The sequence below is a fragment of the Pelagerythrobacter marensis genome, from assembly GCF_036700095.1.
GTDB lineage: Bacteria > Pseudomonadota > Alphaproteobacteria > Sphingomonadales > Sphingomonadaceae > Pelagerythrobacter > Pelagerythrobacter marensis_A.
The window spans coordinates 782,812-797,952 of record NZ_CP144918.1 but is presented as its reverse complement, the minus strand read 5'-3'; the positions used below and the strand labels follow the sequence as shown (position 1 = coordinate 797,952).

Annotated in this window: 15 protein-coding genes; 6 read left to right on the top strand and 9 right to left on the bottom strand. The window is 68.4% G+C overall.

Annotated features, from left to right (window positions below; all coding sequences use genetic code 11):
• Nucleotides 1-21: 21 nt before the first annotated feature.
• The 6 genes from V5F89_RS03760 to V5F89_RS03735 all read right to left on the bottom strand — a co-directional run bounded on the left by V5F89_RS03760 (nucleotide 22) and on the right by V5F89_RS03735 (nucleotide 3,752).
• Nucleotides 22-1,002, bottom strand: coding sequence for an LLM class flavin-dependent oxidoreductase (locus tag V5F89_RS03760; protein WP_338446920.1), 981 nt, complete (start codon nucleotides 1,000-1,002; stop codon nucleotides 22-24).
• Nucleotides 999-1,832 (bottom strand): hypothetical protein, encoded by an 834-nt coding sequence (locus V5F89_RS03755; protein WP_338446919.1) that lies wholly within the window; start codon nucleotides 1,830-1,832, stop codon nucleotides 999-1,001. The genes V5F89_RS03760 and V5F89_RS03755 overlap by 4 nt, the downstream gene beginning before the upstream one ends.
• A gap of 30 nt (nucleotides 1,833-1,862) precedes the next feature.
• Complete coding sequence (locus V5F89_RS03750; protein ID WP_338446918.1) at nucleotides 1,863-2,618, bottom strand: alpha/beta hydrolase; 756 nt, start codon at nucleotides 2,616-2,618, stop codon at nucleotides 1,863-1,865.
• A gap of 158 nt (nucleotides 2,619-2,776) precedes the next feature.
• Nucleotides 2,777-2,968: a helix-turn-helix transcriptional regulator gene (locus V5F89_RS03745; protein WP_338446917.1), complete on the bottom strand. Its 192-nt coding sequence runs from the start codon at nucleotides 2,966-2,968 to the stop codon at nucleotides 2,777-2,779.
• On the bottom strand, nucleotides 2,965-3,585 hold the full coding sequence (locus V5F89_RS03740; protein WP_338446916.1) for a hypothetical protein: 621 nt from the start codon (nucleotides 3,583-3,585) through the stop codon (nucleotides 2,965-2,967). The genes V5F89_RS03745 and V5F89_RS03740 overlap by 4 nt, the downstream gene beginning before the upstream one ends.
• A complete protein-coding gene (locus V5F89_RS03735) occupies nucleotides 3,582-3,752 on the bottom strand; it encodes a hypothetical protein (protein WP_338446915.1) in 171 nt (56 codons plus the stop codon). Before V5F89_RS03735 ends, V5F89_RS03740 begins: the two co-directional genes overlap by 4 nt.
• A gap of 406 nt (nucleotides 3,753-4,158) precedes the next feature.
• Between V5F89_RS03735 and thrS the strand changes: the two genes are divergently transcribed.
• The 3 genes from thrS (at nucleotide 4,159) to V5F89_RS03720 (ending at nucleotide 8,049) form a co-directional block, all read left to right on the top strand.
• Nucleotides 4,159-6,159: a threonine--tRNA ligase gene (gene thrS / locus V5F89_RS03730; RefSeq protein ID WP_338446914.1), complete on the top strand. Its 2,001-nt coding sequence runs from the start codon at nucleotides 4,159-4,161 to the stop codon at nucleotides 6,157-6,159.
• Nucleotides 6,156-6,836 carry a helix-turn-helix transcriptional regulator gene (locus tag V5F89_RS03725; RefSeq protein WP_338446913.1) on the top strand — a complete coding sequence of 227 codons (681 nt, stop codon included), beginning with the start codon at nucleotides 6,156-6,158 and terminating at the stop codon, nucleotides 6,834-6,836. The genes thrS and V5F89_RS03725 overlap by 4 nt, the downstream gene beginning before the upstream one ends.
• Nucleotides 6,837-6,909: 73 nt before the next feature.
• Nucleotides 6,910-8,049, top strand: coding sequence for a hypothetical protein (locus V5F89_RS03720; RefSeq protein ID WP_338446912.1), 1,140 nt, complete (start codon nucleotides 6,910-6,912; stop codon nucleotides 8,047-8,049).
• Between the two features lie 18 nt (nucleotides 8,050-8,067).
• Here V5F89_RS03720 and V5F89_RS03715 read toward each other — a convergent pair whose 3' ends face one another.
• The 3 genes from V5F89_RS03715 to V5F89_RS03705 are packed head-to-tail and all read right to left on the bottom strand — an operon-like array spanning nucleotide 8,068 to nucleotide 10,926.
• The gene (locus V5F89_RS03715; RefSeq protein ID WP_338446911.1) at nucleotides 8,068-8,193 is read right to left on the bottom strand and encodes a hypothetical protein; all 126 of its coding nucleotides are present in this window, start codon (nucleotides 8,191-8,193) and stop codon (nucleotides 8,068-8,070) included.
• Between the two features lie 35 nt (nucleotides 8,194-8,228).
• Complete coding sequence (locus tag V5F89_RS03710; protein WP_338446910.1) at nucleotides 8,229-9,212, bottom strand: agmatine deiminase family protein; 984 nt, start codon at nucleotides 9,210-9,212, stop codon at nucleotides 8,229-8,231.
• 25 nt (nucleotides 9,213-9,237) lie between these two features.
• The gene (locus tag V5F89_RS03705; protein WP_338446909.1) at nucleotides 9,238-10,926 is read right to left on the bottom strand and encodes a M28 family metallopeptidase; all 1,689 of its coding nucleotides are present in this window, start codon (nucleotides 10,924-10,926) and stop codon (nucleotides 9,238-9,240) included.
• A 116-nt stretch (nucleotides 10,927-11,042) separates the two neighbouring features.
• Here V5F89_RS03705 and glnE point away from each other — a divergent pair, with 116 nt between their 5' ends.
• The 3 genes from glnE to V5F89_RS03690 are packed head-to-tail and all read left to right on the top strand — an operon-like array spanning nucleotide 11,043 to nucleotide 15,054.
• Entirely contained in the window at nucleotides 11,043-13,754 is a 2,712-nt protein-coding gene (gene glnE / locus V5F89_RS03700) for a bifunctional [glutamate--ammonia ligase]-adenylyl-L-tyrosine phosphorylase/[glutamate--ammonia-ligase] adenylyltransferase (RefSeq protein ID WP_338446908.1), read from the top strand.
• Nucleotides 13,751-14,224, top strand: coding sequence for a peroxiredoxin (locus V5F89_RS03695; RefSeq protein ID WP_338446907.1), 474 nt, complete (start codon nucleotides 13,751-13,753; stop codon nucleotides 14,222-14,224). Before glnE ends, V5F89_RS03695 begins: the two co-directional genes overlap by 4 nt.
• Nucleotides 14,221-15,054 carry a ferritin-like domain-containing protein gene (locus V5F89_RS03690; protein ID WP_338446906.1) on the top strand — a complete coding sequence of 278 codons (834 nt, stop codon included), beginning with the start codon at nucleotides 14,221-14,223 and terminating at the stop codon, nucleotides 15,052-15,054. Before V5F89_RS03695 ends, V5F89_RS03690 begins: the two co-directional genes overlap by 4 nt.
• The last annotated feature ends 87 nt before the right edge of the window (nucleotides 15,055-15,141 follow it).

The following is a 15,141-nucleotide window of genomic DNA, read 5'->3' as shown; positions in this document are numbered from 1 at the left end:
AGCGGCCGGATGGCGCCGCGCTCAGCCCATCGCCTCGGTCACCAGCTCCAGCATGCGGATGCGCGCCTCGGGCGCGTAAGTCGCGCCCGACAGCATGATTTCGTCTGCCCCGGTTCGGTCGACGAACGCCTCGATCTTCGCCCTGACGTCGTGGGGCGTGCCGATTGCCGACGCCTCGCCGATATGGTCGAGGATCGCGCGTGCCTGCGGCGGCAGGCTGTCGCGATAGCCGGGGACGGGCGGCGGCAGGCGCCCCGGGTTGCCGGTGCGCAGCCGGACGAAGCTTTGCGCCTGCGACGAGGCGATCAGCTCGGCTTCTTCGGCGGTTTCCGCGGCGAACACCGTCATGGCCGCCATGACGCGCGGTTTCTCCAGCGCTTCCGAAGGCTGAAAGTCCCGCCGATAGAGCGCGAGCGCCGCGTCGAGATGCGTCGGCGCGAAATGGCTCGCGAAGGCATAGGGCAGGCCCAGGCGCGCGGCGAGCTGCGCCCCGAACAGGCTGGAGCCGAGCATCCACATCTCGACATCGGCGCCGAAGCCGGGTGTCGGACGGATAGGCAGTTCCGGATCGCCCGACAGCATGGCGCGCAGTTCCGCCACGTCCTGCGGGAACAGCTCGGCCGCGCGGTGCAGATCCTTGCGCAAGGCGCGCTGCAGCTCCGGCCCGGCACCGGGCGCACGCCCGAGCCCGAGATCGACCCGGCCGGGGAACAGCGCGGCCAGCGTGCCGAACTGTTCGGCGATCACGAAAGGGTTGTGGTTGGGCAGCATGATCCCGCCCGCACCGATGCGAATGGTGGAGGTCGCCTGCCCGATATGCGCGATGACGACGGATGTCGCACCGCCCCCGATCCCCTCCATCGCGTGATGTTCGGCGATCCAGAATCGCTTGCACCCGGTGGCCTCGGCCGTACGGGCGAGAGCGGCGGAGGCGGCATAGGCTTCCTCCAGCGTGCCGCCTTCGCGCACCGGAACGAGGTCGAGAACGGAAAAATCGATCATGCGTCGTCCAATCTGTCGAGGTAGCGCTGCGCGGCGATGGCGGCCTGGCTGCCCGGAGCCGCTTCGATCACCGAGCGCCAGCTGCGCCGAGCGGCTTCGTCGCGCCCGGCCATGGCGGCGATCACGCCAGCCTCCAGGCCCACTGCCGGGTCGAGCGGCGCCAGCACGGCCGCGCGCTCGATCCGCACCTGCGCTTCGGCCAGATCGCCGGCGCGGCGCGAAAGCGTCGCCGAAAGCAGCCAGGCCTGGGCATTGTCGGGCAAGGCGGCACGCGCCGCCGCGAGCGCATCGGCGGCCTCGTCCGCACGATCCAGCGCCACCAGCGCGATGGCCCGGTCGATCGCGATCTGGCCTGCAATCTCCCCTTCGGCGGCGGCCCGGGCGTCCTCGCGCGCCGTGTCGAGCAACGCGAGGGCGGCGGCCGGATCGCCTTCGGCCAGCAGCGCACCCCCCGCCAGCGCGCCCCGCAGCGCCCGCGCCCGACGATCGTCGGCCGGGGTGGCGTCGCGCGCGGCGAGGAAAGTCTCGGCCGACGCCGCGCCTTGCCCCAGCTGCGCCTGCGCAACCCCGAGGCACTGGCCGGCATCGCCGCGCTCCGCACCGCTTGCCGACGCCAGCCAGGCCTCGGCTTCTTCCACCGCTCCGCCGGGATCGCGCCGGGTGCGCGCGAGGCACTGCGCGAGCCGGCTGGTCGGCGGGCCCACCTCGACATAGGCGTCGCGGCGCGCGCGGTCGGCGCGTTGCTGCTCCATTTCCGGCGGAAGGGGCGAGATCGGCTCCAGCGTCGGCGCGGGGCCGACCTGGAGCAGGAGGGCGAGAAGCGGGGTCATTCGGGCAGGCTCCTGATTTGGCGGTGCCTGCTATTGGATGGGGAGCGCGGCGAGCGTTCGCAACAGCAGGTCGATATCCTGTTCGCGCGACAGGCGGTGATCGCCGTCTTTCACCAATGTCACCTGTACGTCGTCCGAACGCAGCGCCGCTGCGGTCCGCAAGCTGGTTTCCCAGGGCACGTCGGGATCGCGCTGGCCATGCAGCAGGCGCACCGGGCAATCGACCGCGATCTCGCGCTCCAGCAGGCGGTTGTCCTGCGCATCCTGCCAGAACGCCGGATAGGTCGGCGTGGGTTCGGGACCGTAGGGATTGTCTTCCAGCACCGTTCGCCCGGCGGCCAGATCGGCTTTCTGCCGTTCGTCGAAACCCCAGTCGGAAAAATCGGGCGCCGCGGCGATTCCGACCATGCCGGCCATACGGGGGCCGAGCGCTTCGCCGGCGAGCAGCATGAGCCATCCGCCCATCGAGGACCCGATCAGGGTCACCGGCCCTTCTGCACGCGACGCGACCAGCGCGAGCACTTCTTCGCGCCAGCGCGACAAAGTGCCCTCGGCAAATTCGCCCCCGCTGCGGCCGCATCCCGAATAGTCGAGCAGAAGGCAGGGCTGCCCGCGCGACCTGGCCCACCCGAACACCGCAGTCGCCTTCCCGCCCGCCATGTCGGACATATAGCCGGGCAGGAACACCAGCGTCGGCTGCGCGGCGCCATCGCCGTGGCCGGCAAAGTGTCGGAAAGCGATGCGGCGGCCATCGCCGAGCCGGTGGAAATCGATATCGTCGGTCATGCGCGTGGCCATGCCCGCCCGGCGGGGGCAATGGCAACCCGCGTCAATAGAGCGCGGGCACGTATTGGAAATGCGACGGCTCTTCCGACTGCTCACCGCATCCGGCAACGAGCAGGCAGGCAAGCAGCAGTGCAGCGACGTGCTTCATCTGTCCCTCATCAGTCCGGCTGGAATATAGCTTCGATCGGCATTTCGAACAATGCGGCAATGCGGAAGGCCAGCGGAAGCGAGGGATCGTAGCGGCCCGTCTCGATCGCGTTCACGCTCTGGCGCGAAACTTCGAGCCGCTGCGCCAGATCCTGCTGGCTCCAGTCGCGTTCGGCGCGAAGCACCTTGAGCCGGTTCTTCACCCTTCGGCCCCCGCACGGTCGCGCCACGCCATCCAGCACTGGGCCAGCCCCATGCCGATCGCCCAGACGGGGAAAGTCCACCAGGCCCAGATATGCGGCGCCACGCCGAATGTTTCGAGAAAGCCCCAGAAGCTGCCCAGGGCGAGCACGACCCCGAGGCCGAAGAGCGACGCGAGCGTCGCCCGGTGGCGCAGAAACTCATCCTCCTCCTCGACCAGATAGCGGCCCATCGCCCAGATCATCGCGAAGATCGGCACCACGGGCAGCAGGGCGATGGCGATGGCTTCCGGCCCGCTAAGGTCCATCCGTTCGTGCAGCATGACGGCGAGGCCCATGCCGAGCACGTAGCCGAAGGTCGCGCCGAGAAAACGCCGGGTGTAGCGCACGACGGCGGGGCTGAGATGGCCGGTTTGCCGCCGGTGGGCCAGTCCGGCGCGGACCAGCGGAATCATCAGCAGCATCGCCACCGCAAGCAGGACGAAACCGGTCGGTTCGTTGATCGCACCGCTCATGCGCAAGCCTGCGATCGCCGCGAACGATACGAACATTAGCCCGGCCCACAGCCAGCGCGGGCGGCCGGGGTGTCTGCTGCCGGCCCCGGGTCGATCGCCGCTCATCGGTCGCCTCCCGCCGCATAGCGGCAGCGCATTCCCGAAACCGCAGCCATGAACGGCAGCGTCAGGACCGCCGCGATCGTGGCCCAGCCGGGCAGCACATCGGCGATGTCGAGCAGGGCGACGGCGAAAACGGCGATAGCCCAGAGGAAGGGGCGAATTGCGGGCATGAGTCAAGCTCCCTTGATTCGATGTAAAGGACCATAGACACAGGAGGCTGGGCATGTCAAGCAAGCATGACAGAATGACATCGATTCTTGCCATGTCTTTCCGCTGCGGGACGACAGGCTATCGTGCAACTGCCGAAGCGGCTTGATGCGTCGGCCTCTCGCCGCTATCTCGAACGTTCATGAACGCGCATCGCTCAACCGCGACTACCACCGCCCGGCGTGCCCGGGTGCGGTCGGTCGCGCGCTGACGCGATCCGCCGCCGCCCGGTTTCGGGTGGTGCGGCGTTCCTCCCCGAAATCGCCATCCGGCCAACGCCGCTCTTCAAGCGCGCGCGCGCCTGTGCCATGGCACCCGCAGACGGCGGCTGCCGCGGGCGCCGCAACATAACAACGGTAACGGAAAACGATGACGGAACTGCTCAAGATCAGCCTGCCAGACGGATCGGTGCGCGAGGTCGAGCCGGGCACCACGCCGGCCGATGTTGCCGCCGCGATCGGACCGGGGCTGGCCAAGGCGGCGCTCGCCGCTCGCGTCGACGGCGAGGTGCGCGACCTCAACCGCGCCTTCGAAGGCGATGCCGAACTGGCGCTGATCACCGCGCGCGACGAGGCCGATGCGCTGGAGCTGGTCCGTCACGACTATGCCCACGTCCTGGCGGAGGCGGTCCAGGCCCTCTGGCCGGGCACGCAGATCACTTTCGGCCCGGCGACGGAAGACGGTTTCTATTACGACGTGAAAGCGCCCGACAGCCGCGATCCGTTCTCGATGGACGACCTGCCCGCGATCGAGGAGAAGATGCGCGAGATCATTCGCGCCGACAAACCGCTGCGCCGCGAAGTCTGGAGCCGCGAGGCGCTGATCGACAAGTGGCAGTCCGAAGGCGAAACGTTCAAGGCCGAATGGGCGAGGGAATTGCCCGAGGGCGAAGAGCTGACGGTGTATTGGTCGGGCGACGACTGGCTCGACATGTGCCGCGGCCCGCACCTCGCTTCCACCGGCAAGCTCGACCCGCAGGCGTTCAAGCTGATGCGGGTGGCCGGCGCCTACTGGCGCGGCGACCAGCGCAACGCCCAGCTCACGCGGATCTACGGCACCGGCTGGCTCAACAAGAAACAGCTCGACGCGCATCTTCACAGGCTGGAGGAAGCGGCCAAGCGCGACCATCGCAAGCTGGGCCGCGAGATGGACCTGTTCCACCTGCAGGAAGAAGCGCACGGCAGCGTCTTCTGGCACCCCCAGGGCTATCGCATCTGGCGCGCGCTCGAATCCTATATGCGCCGCGCGATCGACGAAGCCGGCTATCGCGAGATCAAGACGCCGCAAGTGATGGACGCGCGCCAATGGGAGCAGTCCGGCCACTGGGGCAAGTATCGCGAGAACATGTTCGTCATCCCCGACGAAGTGCCCAATGTCGAGGACGAGGGGCCGCTGGTGTCCGACGCCGCCGACTGGATGGCGCTCAAGCCGATGAACTGCCCGGCGCATGTGCTGGTCTTCAAGCAGGGCATCACCAGCTATCGCGACCTGCCGCTGCGCCTCTACGAAAACGGGTGCTGCCACCGCAACGAGCCGCACGGCGCGCTTCACGGGCTGATGCGCGTGCGCCAGTTCACGCAGGACGACGCCCACATCTTCTGCACCGAAGCGCAGATCGTCGACGAGGTGCGCAAGTTCTGCGAGCTGGCCGACCGGATCTACAAGGATTTCGGCTTCTCTTACGAGATCAAGCTGGCCCTGCGCCCCGAACAGCGTTTCGGCAGCGATGCCGACTGGGACAAGGCCGAGGCGGAGCTGCGCCAGGCGGTGATCGATGCCGGCATGGCAACCGAGGAATACGGGTGGGAGGAACTGCCCGGCGAAGGCGCGTTCTATGCTCCCAAGCTCGAATGGCATCTGACCGACGCGATCGGCCGCACCTGGCAGGTCGGCACGATCCAGTCGGACCGCGTGCTGCCCGAACGGCTCGACGCCACATATGTCGGCGAAGATGGCGAGAAGCACCGCCCGGTCATGCTGCACCGCGCGATCTTCGGTTCCTACGAACGCTTCATCGGCATCCTGATCGAACACTACGCCGGCCGTCTCCCGGTCTGGCTCGCGCCGACGCAGGCCGTGGTGGCGACGATCGTTTCCGATGCCGACAGTTATGCGAACGACGTCGCGGCCAAGCTCGAAGCGGCAGGAATCCGCGCCGAACGCGACCTCAGGAACGAGAAGATCAACTACAAGGTGCGCGAACACTCGCTGGCCAAAGTCCCCCACCTGCTGGTGGTCGGCAAACGCGAGGCGGAGGAAGGCACCGTCGCGGTGCGCACACTGGGTGAACGGCAACAGAAAGTCATGCCGCTCGACGATGCAATCGCAATGCTGCGCGAGGCGGCATCGCCGCCGGACCTGCGCGGGTGACCTGCGCAGCGCCCGAGCGCCATGAACCGGGGGCAGCGCTCGACCGCCATCGCCACACCGATGGCTATATCGCGCTCGTTCTGGAAGGCGGGTACGAGGAAGCCGGCGAGACCGGCCGTCTGCGGGCCGCACCGGGGACAGTGGTGGTCCACCACCCCTGGTCGGCCCATCGCGACCGGTTTGGGACACGCGGCGCGCGCGTTCTCAACCTTCCCTTGGCGGCGGGGCTGGACGAAGGGCCTGGAACCGTCGCCGACCCCGACGCGATCGTGCGTCTGGCGGAGCGCGACCCGGTTGCCGCGGCGGAAGCGGTGCGGGCCGATTTTCGCCCTCGCGCGATAGAGGCGGTGGATTGGCCCGACCTGCTCGCCCGGGCGCTCTCGACCGACGAGACATTCGCAATTCGCGACTGGGCGCACGAGGTCGGGCTGGACCCCGCCTCGGTCAGCCGCGGGTTCTCCCGCGTCTATGGCGTTTCCCCCAAGCGTTTCCGGCTCGAAACGCGCACGCGGCGTGCCCTGCTTGCGCTGGCCGACTGGTCCGGCTCTCTCGCGGCACTGGCAGCAGAATGCGGATTTGCCGATCAGGCCCATCTCGCCCGTTCGGCCCGGACGCTGACGGGCACGGCACCCTCCTTCCTCCGGCGCAGCGACACCGGCGATCCGGGCGAGGCCTGAACCGCGGCAGCATGTGATCGTCCGGGCAAAGTCCGTTCAAGCCCGCAAGATTTCGAACGCCTAGACCGGCGGCATGGATCGCCGATTGTTTCTTTCCGCAGCGCTCGCGCTCCCTGCCGCGCCCCTTCTCGCCCGACTGCCTTCGCCACCGCGTACACGATGGCAGGTCGGCGGGTCGGAAGGCTACGACGCCATCGCCTTTCTCGGCGCACTCAGCGGGGGCGAGCTTTATCGCCGCTTCTACGCCGCCGAAGCCGATGCCTTTGCCGCGAACTTGCCCCCCGCCGTGCGCGAGGATATCCCGAATCTGGCGGCCGAAGCGGAATCGTCTTCGTTCGGGTTGCTATGGCCGATGCTCGCGAACACGCTCAGCAGCGCGCGGGTAACCACGCTCGATTCGGTCATTGCATTGCTTGCCGATCCGATGACCCGCCTCCGGCCGAGCTATGCGGCCAATCCCAGCGGATCGGAAGAACGATGGGACTGGTTTGCACAGCGCGCCGCAAGGCTGCTGCAGGTCTTCACCGCGATGCGCGACGCCGACTTCGCCGCCCTTCGCGAGGCGACGCTGGGGGCCGGGTTCGAGAACCGAATCGCCGAGGTTTCTCGCGCCCTGGGCGATTACGATGTCGTTCGTTGGCAGGAAAAGCTGACCGGGCGAACCTTCGATCCGGTCATCAATATCGTGCTGCTGGCGTTCTCCAGGCCGCACGCCGCGAAAATGGCGGGCCAGACATTCGTCCAGGCTGCCGATTACAACACTGCAACAACCGTACGGATCGCAGCCCACGAAATGCTTCATCCGCCGTTCCCGATGGACGGTCCCGCTGCCAAGGCGGCGCTATCCGTTCTCGAGCGCGACGCGCTGATCGTGCGCATCGTCCGCGAGCACGATCCCAAATGGGGCTACACAACGCTTGAAGGGATGCTCAACGAAGACGTCTGTCAGGCTCTCGACCAATTGATCAGCGAAGCGCTCGGCGTCGCGCGCAATCCCGCCAATCGCTGGCGCAAGGCCGACGATGGCATCCACGTGCTCGCCGCGGGGCTTTATGGCCTGCTGAGACAAGATGGCTGGACCGAAACCGGTGGCGATATCGAACGCTGGATCGCGCAGGCCGCCGCCGACGGGCGCCTTGCGCCGGAGGTGCTTCACCCGGTCGCCGCAAAAGTGCTGGAGCGCCCGGTCGACGCGCTGTGGCCGATTGCCTGATCTTTGCGGGGGAAGACTTCAGAAGAAGAGAGATGCAGGGCCGGCGGCGATCAGCGCGAGCGCACAGCCGCTGACAAGCGCCGCACGCAGGACCTCGCTCGCCGCGGATTCGATGCGATCTGCTAGTTTGGCACCATGGGTCATCGTCGCCCTTATCGACCGACAAGGCTGACGAAAGGTTAATCGCCGAGCACCTGCGCCGGCATCTGCTGGCTGGCGCAATGGAATCCGCCCCCGCCGGCCAGGACGGCATCGGCGGGAAGGCCGATGGTCGCGCGGTCGGGGAACAGCGCGGCGATGGCAGCCACCGCGTCGTCGTCGTGGATCGAGCCGAAAGTCGGCACCACCACGAGGTTCGTGGTGATCGCGAAATTGGCGTAGCTCGCCGGTTCGATCAGGTCCCCCCGCGTCACCAGGCCCGGCGAGGGGATTTCGCAGACCTCCACTCCAAACGCCTCGGCCCGGGTTTTCGCATCGGCATAAATCGCGGCATTGGGGTCGCCCGAGCCAGTCGCACGCGGCAGTGCCAGCCGACCCGGCGCGACGAAGCGCGCAAGGTTGTCGACGTGCCCGTCGGTGTGGTCGTTGACCAGCCCCTCGCCCAGCCACAGCACCCGGTCGAAGCCGAGATCGCGCGCCAGCCACCGCTCGATCTCCTGCCGCGAGAGCGAAGGGTTGCGATTGGGGTTGAGCAGGCACTGTTCGGTGGTGACGACGAGGCCGGTGCCGTCGCCGTCGATCGCCCCACCTTCGAGGATCCAGTCCGACACGGCCAGCGGCAAGCCGGCGTCGCGCGCCAGATCGGCCCCGATCTCCCGGTCGCCGGCCATTTCGTACTTGCCGCCCCAGCCGTTGAAGCCGCAGCGCAGCGCCGATCCGTCGGCACGCACCAGAGGCCCGGTGTCGCGCAGCCAGATGTCCCCGAACGCGCGCCGCTCCAGCGTCACGCCGGCCGAAACGAGCGCCCTCGCCCGCGCTTCGTTCGCCGCATCGCGCACGAGCAGGCGCACGGCCTGCCCGCTTTCGGCGACCGTATTGGCGAAAGCCGCGATCTGTTCCTGCGCGCGCTCCAGATAGCCGGGCCATTCGCCGGCATCGTGGGGGAAGCCGATCCATAGCCAGTCCTGCGGCGCCCATTCGGGCGGCATCGGGGGCATCGCCATGGCCCTCGCCGTCAGCCGAGCCGGTTCAGCAGCCGTCCTCTGCCGCCGTACAGGCTTCATCCCGGGTGCGGCGGAATTCGTCGCCTTCGCGCCAGTTGGGCCACGACGTCGACATCGCGAGCATGCGGCCGAGGCGGTAATAGAGGCGCAGATCCTGCGCGACGCCCGACCAGTCCCAGTTCTCGTCGAACTCGTCGCCGACGGCGTGATAGGCCGTTTCGCGATAACGGTCTTCGTAGGCCTTGCCCGCCTCGGTGCCGCCGTCGACAAGGTCCTGCCCGCCATCGACATAGAGCATCGGCAGGCCGCGCTTGGCCATGCTGAAGTGGTCGGAACGATAGTAGTAACCCGCCTCGGGAGAGGGGTTGGGCGTGCCGACGCGGCCTTCCGCCGTCAGCGCGGCGGTGAGGAAATCGTCGAGCTGCGACTTGCCCGGGCCGACCACGGTGACATCGTTCGCCGGTCCGGCGAGCGACAGCGCATCCATGTTGACCCCGCCAACCGTCTGTTCGAGCGGGAAGACCGGGTTGGCGGCGTAATACTCCGACCCCAGCAGGCCCTGCTCCTCGGCCGTAACGGCCAGGAACACGAGGCTGCGATCGGGCGCGCCGGCCCGGGCATGGGCCTCGGCCAGAGCGATCAGCGCGGCGGTGCCCGTGGCATTGTCGATCGCGCCGTTGCAGATTTCGTCCTCTTCGCCCGGCGCGCACTTGCCCAGATGGTCCCAGTGCGCGGTGTGGAGCACGTATTCGTCGGGGCGCTCGGCGCCCGGAAGAATGCCGATCACGTTCTTCGAGGCGAAGCTGCGCGTGTCGTTTTCGAACGAGGTCGACACCGTCGCGCCCAGCGGCACGGCCTTGAAGCCCTTCTTCTTCGCCGCTTCCGAAAGCTCGGCCAGGCTATGGCCGGTCGCTTCGAGTATCCGTTCGGCCACCGGCTTCTGGATCCAGCCGTTCATAACCGTCTGGTCGGCCCCGCCGTCCTCGCGCTGGGCATAGGCCTGCGCACCGGACCAGCTGTTGCGGACCGTCGTCCAGCCATAGGACGCAGGGTAAGTGTCGTGCACGATGATCGCGCCGGTCGCACCCTGGCGCGCGGCCTCCTCGTACTTGTAGGTCCAGCGGCCGTAGTAGGTCATCGCCTTGCCGTTGAACGGGCCGTCCAGCGTTTCGGATTCGTAATCGGGGTCGTTGACCAGGATGACCGCGGTCTTCCCGGTCATGTCGACGCCTTCGTAATCGTTCCAGCCTTTTTCCGGCGCGTTGATGCCATATCCGACGAAGACCAGTTCGCTGTCTTCGACGGTGGTCGTGGGCGTCTCGCGATAGGAAACGCCCACCCAGTCGTCGGCGTAATCGAACGCCATCGTCTCGCCCCCGGCCTTCACCGTCAGCGGCGCGAAATCGCGCCCGGTGATCTCGACCAGCGGAACCTCCTGGAACCAGCTGCCCTCGTTCCCCGGCTCCAGCCCGGCCTTCTCGAACTGCTCGACGAGATAGGCGAGGGTCTTCTCCTCGCCCGCGGTGCCCGGCAGGCGGCCTTCGAATTCGTCGGACGACAATACGCGAGTCGCTTCGCGCACGGTCTCGACCGAAATGTCGGGCACTTCGACTTCGGGAATGTCGAGCGCGGCATCGCCCCGGGTTTCGTCGACGGCGCCGTTGCACGCGGCGAGCGTCAGCACGGCAGTGGCGGCAAGAATGCGGCGGATCATGATGATACTCTCTCGAATTTCTGCGACGGTCCATGCTTGGCAGGTCGCGGGCCGGCCCGCAAGCCATGCGGCACAGCGCGCTTGTGCCGGCGGCAGCGAGTGGGCAGGGAGCGCGCATGAGCTTCGACTGGCCAGACGCGATCGCCCGCGCCCGCGCCAACGCGCCGTTCCTCGCGCGCGCGCTCGACCGGCAGCCCGCGCTGGAAGACCTCTTGCGGCAGGGCCGGGGCGGGGACGCGCTGGAGATGGCGCGGGCGGCGGGCGAAGGGGCGCCGAACTGCGAAACCGCCCTGCGGCGCGAGCGGCTTGCGCTGGCGACCGCGCTGGCAATCGGCGACCTTGCCGGCGCCTTCCCCCTCGCGCAGGTCATGGCCGAGCTGTCGGGTCTCGCCGACCGCGCGCTCGACCGGGCGATCGGCGAGGCGATTGCGCGCCGCGTGGAAGGCGCCGCACCGGCCGGTTTCCTCGCGCTGGCGCTGGGCAAGCACGGCGCGGGGGAACTCAACTACAGCTCCGACATCGATCCGATCCTGCTCTACGACCCGGAGACGCTCCCCCGGCGGGCGCGCGACGAGCCGGGGGAGGCGGCGCAACGCTATGCGCGCGACGTGGTTCAGCTGCTCTCCGCCAATACCGCCGAAGGCTACGTCTTCCGCGTCGACCTGCGACTGCGCCCGGCCTCCGAAGTCAGCCCGCTGGCGATCTCGTTCGATGCGGCGCTGAGCCATTACGAGAGTTCCGCCCTCGCGTGGGAGCGCGCGGCCTTCATCCGGGCGCGCCCGGCGGCCGGCGACATCGCGGCGGGCGAGGAGTTCCTGGCCGCGATCCGCCCGTTCGTCTGGCGCCGCAGCCTCGATTTCGGGGCGATCGAGGACATCGGGCGGCTGACCTCGCGTATCCGCGAACAGTACTCCGGCCCGCTCGAACCCGGCCCGGGCTTCAATCTGAAGCAGGGACGCGGCGGCATTCGCGAGATCGAGTTCTTCGCCCAGGCGCATCAGCTGATCCACGGCGGCCGCGATCGCGGCCTGCGCGAGCGCGGCACCCGCGCCGCACTCGACGCTCTCGCCGCCGCCGGGCAAATCTCGGCGGAGGACGCCCGATGCCTGGGCGACAGCTACGACCGGCTGCGGACGGTCGAACACCGCCTGCAGATGATCGAGGATCACCAGACCCACACCTTGCCCGAAGGCGAAGCGCTCGACCGTGTCGCGCGGCTCGACGGCCTCGCCGACGGCGCCGCCCTGCTGGCCGACCTGCGCCCGCTGTGCGCCGACGTCGCCGCCCGCTACGCCCGCCTGCTCGACAAGGACGGCCGCACGCCTGCCGCCCCGGCCGGGGCGGGGGAAAGCCTGCCTGCGCGCCTGGAGCGGCTGGGCTTCGCCGATCCCGAAGCGCTGGCCGAACGGATCGCCGGATGGAGCGACGGGCGCATCCGGTCGCTGCGCAGCGAGGCGGCGCGGGCATCGTTCGACGCGCTCCTGCCGCGACTGCTGGAAGCGCTGGCCGAGGCGCCCGATCCGCGCCGCGCGCTGATCCTGTGGGAAGACCTGATCACCAAGGCATCGAGCGCAATCAACCTGTTCCGCCTGCTCGACGCGCGGCCCGCCCTGCTCGACCAGCTCGTCGGCGTGCTCACGCTCGCGCCGCCGCTGGCCGAGGAACTGGCCCGGCGGCCCGACCTGCTCGACGCGCTGATCGACCGCAGCGCGCTCGACCTGCCCGGCGATGTCCCCGAACTCGCCGCCCGCATGGCCCGCGGCGAAACGGGCGACGATTACGAGGCCGCGCTCGACCGCATTCGTATCGTCACCGCGGAAACGCGCTTCGCCCTCGGCGTGCAGTTGATCGAGCGGGTTCACGACCCGCTGGAGATTGCCGCCGCACTCTCGCGCACGGCGGAGGCGGCGCTCGATATCGCGGCGCGCACGACCGAGCAGGATTTCGCCGCCCGCCATGGCACGGTGCCCGGCGGGGAACTGCTTGTCCTCGGCCTCGGTCGGCTGGGCGGCGGCGCGCTGACCCATGCGTCCGACCTCGATATCGTCTACCTTTTCACCGGGGATCACGGCGCCGAATCGGACGGCGAGAGGCCGCTGGGCGCGACGCTCTATTTCAATCGCCTCGCCCAGCGGGTCAGCGGCGCGCTCAGCGTGCCGACCGCACAGGGCGCGCTGTACGAAGTCGATACCCGGCTCCGGCCGCAGGGGGCGCAAGGTCCGCTGGCGGTCAGCCTCGACAGCTTTGCCCGCTACCAGCGCGAGGATGCCTGGACCTGGGAACACATGGCGCTGACCCGCGCACGGCCGCTCTACGGCTCGCCCGAAGCCCGCGCCGCGCTCGAAAGCGCGATCGCCGACGCGCTGATCCGCCCGCGCGATCCCGACGGGTTGCGGCACGACGTACTGCGGATGCGCGCGGACATGGCGGCGAACAAGCCGCCACGCGGGTCGCTCGATGCCAAGCTGCTGCGCGGCGGACTGGTCGACCTCGAATTTCTCGTCCATTTCCTGCAGCTGCGCGAAAGCACGCGCCAGGGCGGCTGCATCTTCCCCGACCTGGGGCAGGCCATCGCCTGTCTTGTCGAGCGCGGCCTCTTGCCCGAGGCGATGCGCGAGGCGGAAACGATGATGACCCGGCTGCTGGTGGCCGGGCGGCTGCTTGCACCCGACCTCGTGTCTCCGCCCCCGGCAGCCACCCGCGCGCTGGCCGGGGCCTGCGGCTGCGCGGACCTGAACGAAGTCTTGCACAAGCTGGGGGCGGCACGCCAATGCGTGGCTTCCGCGTGGTACGAAATATTCGAGGAACGACTGGAGACAGACCGATGAGCGAACCTGCACAAGCCGGCGACCCGATGCCCGACGTGGCGATGGAAACGCCCGACGGCGGCACCGTGCGCCCGTCCGACTTCCGCGGGCGCAAGCTGGTGCTGTTCTTCTATCCGAAGGACAATACCCCCGGCTGCACCACCGAGGCGAAGGATTTCACCGAACTTGCCGGCGAGTTCGAGAAGGCCGGCACCGCGATCCTGGGCGTGAGCAAGGATTCGCCGCAGAAGCACCGCAACTTCATCGCCAAGCACGACCTCAAGGTCCCGCTGGCGACCGATGCGGAGGAAGGCGGCCTGTCCGACACGCTGGGCGTGTGGGGGGAAAAGAAGATGTATGGCAAGACCTTCATGGGCATGATCCGCACGACCTATCTGGTCGATGCCGAAGGCCGGATCGCGCAAGTGTGGAACAAGGTGAAGGTGAAAGGGCACGCGCAGGACGTGCTCGACGCCGCCCGCGCGCTTTGACCGGTCCGCGCGAATCGGTCGCGGCGGCCATTCGCCGCGCCCTGCTGACGCCCGAACCGAAGGCGAAACTCTTCGCCGCGCGCGAAGTCGCCCGCCGCTGGCGGCTCGGACGGCTCGCGTGGCGATTCGATGTCGCCATGCCCGAAAGCCCGGCCTGGCCCGCCGAGCCCGAGCTGCTGCCCCCCCACCGCATGCCCAAGCGGGGCAAAGGCGGCTCGGAGCGTGGCCGGATCGCCCTGTGGCACGCTCTGGCTCACATCGAGTTTGTCGCGATTGATCTCGCGCTCGATATGGCCGGTCGGTTCGGTGGCGAGATGGGGCGCGGTTTCGTGGACGATTTCCTATCGGTGGCTGCAGACGAAGCAATGCATTTTGCGCTTCTCGACCGCAAGCTGCGGCGCCTCGGCAGCGCCTATGGCAAACTGCCAGCGCATGACGGTTTATGGCAAGCCGCGCATGAAACTCGACACGACGTACGCGCCCGATTGGCGGTCGTGCCTATGGTACTCGAAGCGCGCGGCCTCGACGTCACCCCGACCACGCGGGATCGTGTACGTGCTCACGGAGACGAGGACGGTGCCCGCATCCTGCAACGAATCCTTGACGACGAAATTCGTCATGTTCGGTTCGGTACCAAACATTTTGTAGCTCGTTGCGAGACGGATGGCGTGAATCCGCCAGAATGCTGGAAAAATCTCGTAAAAACGCACTTTCGGGGGGCGTTGAAACCACCGTTCAACGACTCGGCGCGTTCGGCAGCCGGTTTGTCGCGAGAGTTCTACGGCGGTGTTGCTTCCGGGGCGAATGCCCGGTTACCCCACAATTCCTGAGACGGCGGGGGGTTCCCAAGTCTCCAGAAAAATGCCGCACGGCTTTCTTGCCTCCGATTGCGGATACGGATCGCTGCGGCGCTCGCG

Excerpts from the sequence above, each read along its gene's own strand:
- V5F89_RS03760 (WP_338446920.1), bottom strand. The coding sequence starts at position 1,002 with ATGATCGATTTTTCCGTTCTCGACCTCGTTCCGGTGCGCGAAGGCGGC.
- V5F89_RS03755 (WP_338446919.1), bottom strand. The coding sequence starts at position 1,832 with ATGACCCCGCTTCTCGCCCTCCTGCTCCAGGTCGGCCCCGCGCCGACG.
- V5F89_RS03750 (WP_338446918.1), bottom strand. The coding sequence starts at position 2,618 with ATGACCGACGATATCGATTTCCACCGGCTCGGCGATGGCCGCCGCATC.
- V5F89_RS03740 (WP_338446916.1), bottom strand. The coding sequence starts at position 3,585 with ATGAGCGGCGATCGACCCGGGGCCGGCAGCAGACACCCCGGCCGCCCG.
- V5F89_RS03735 (WP_338446915.1), bottom strand. The coding sequence starts at position 3,752 with ATGCCCGCAATTCGCCCCTTCCTCTGGGCTATCGCCGTTTTCGCCGTC.
- thrS (WP_338446914.1), top strand. The coding sequence starts at position 4,159 with ATGACGGAACTGCTCAAGATCAGCCTGCCAGACGGATCGGTGCGCGAG.
- V5F89_RS03720 (WP_338446912.1), top strand. The coding sequence starts at position 6,910 with ATGGATCGCCGATTGTTTCTTTCCGCAGCGCTCGCGCTCCCTGCCGCG.
- V5F89_RS03715 (WP_338446911.1), bottom strand. The coding sequence starts at position 8,193 with ATGACCCATGGTGCCAAACTAGCAGATCGCATCGAATCCGCGGCGAGC.
- V5F89_RS03710 (WP_338446910.1), bottom strand. The coding sequence starts at position 9,212 with ATGGCGATGCCCCCGATGCCGCCCGAATGGGCGCCGCAGGACTGGCTA.
- V5F89_RS03705 (WP_338446909.1), bottom strand. The coding sequence starts at position 10,926 with ATGATCCGCCGCATTCTTGCCGCCACTGCCGTGCTGACGCTCGCCGCG.
- glnE (WP_338446908.1), top strand. The coding sequence starts at position 11,043 with ATGAGCTTCGACTGGCCAGACGCGATCGCCCGCGCCCGCGCCAACGCG.
- V5F89_RS03695 (WP_338446907.1), top strand. The coding sequence starts at position 13,751 with ATGAGCGAACCTGCACAAGCCGGCGACCCGATGCCCGACGTGGCGATG.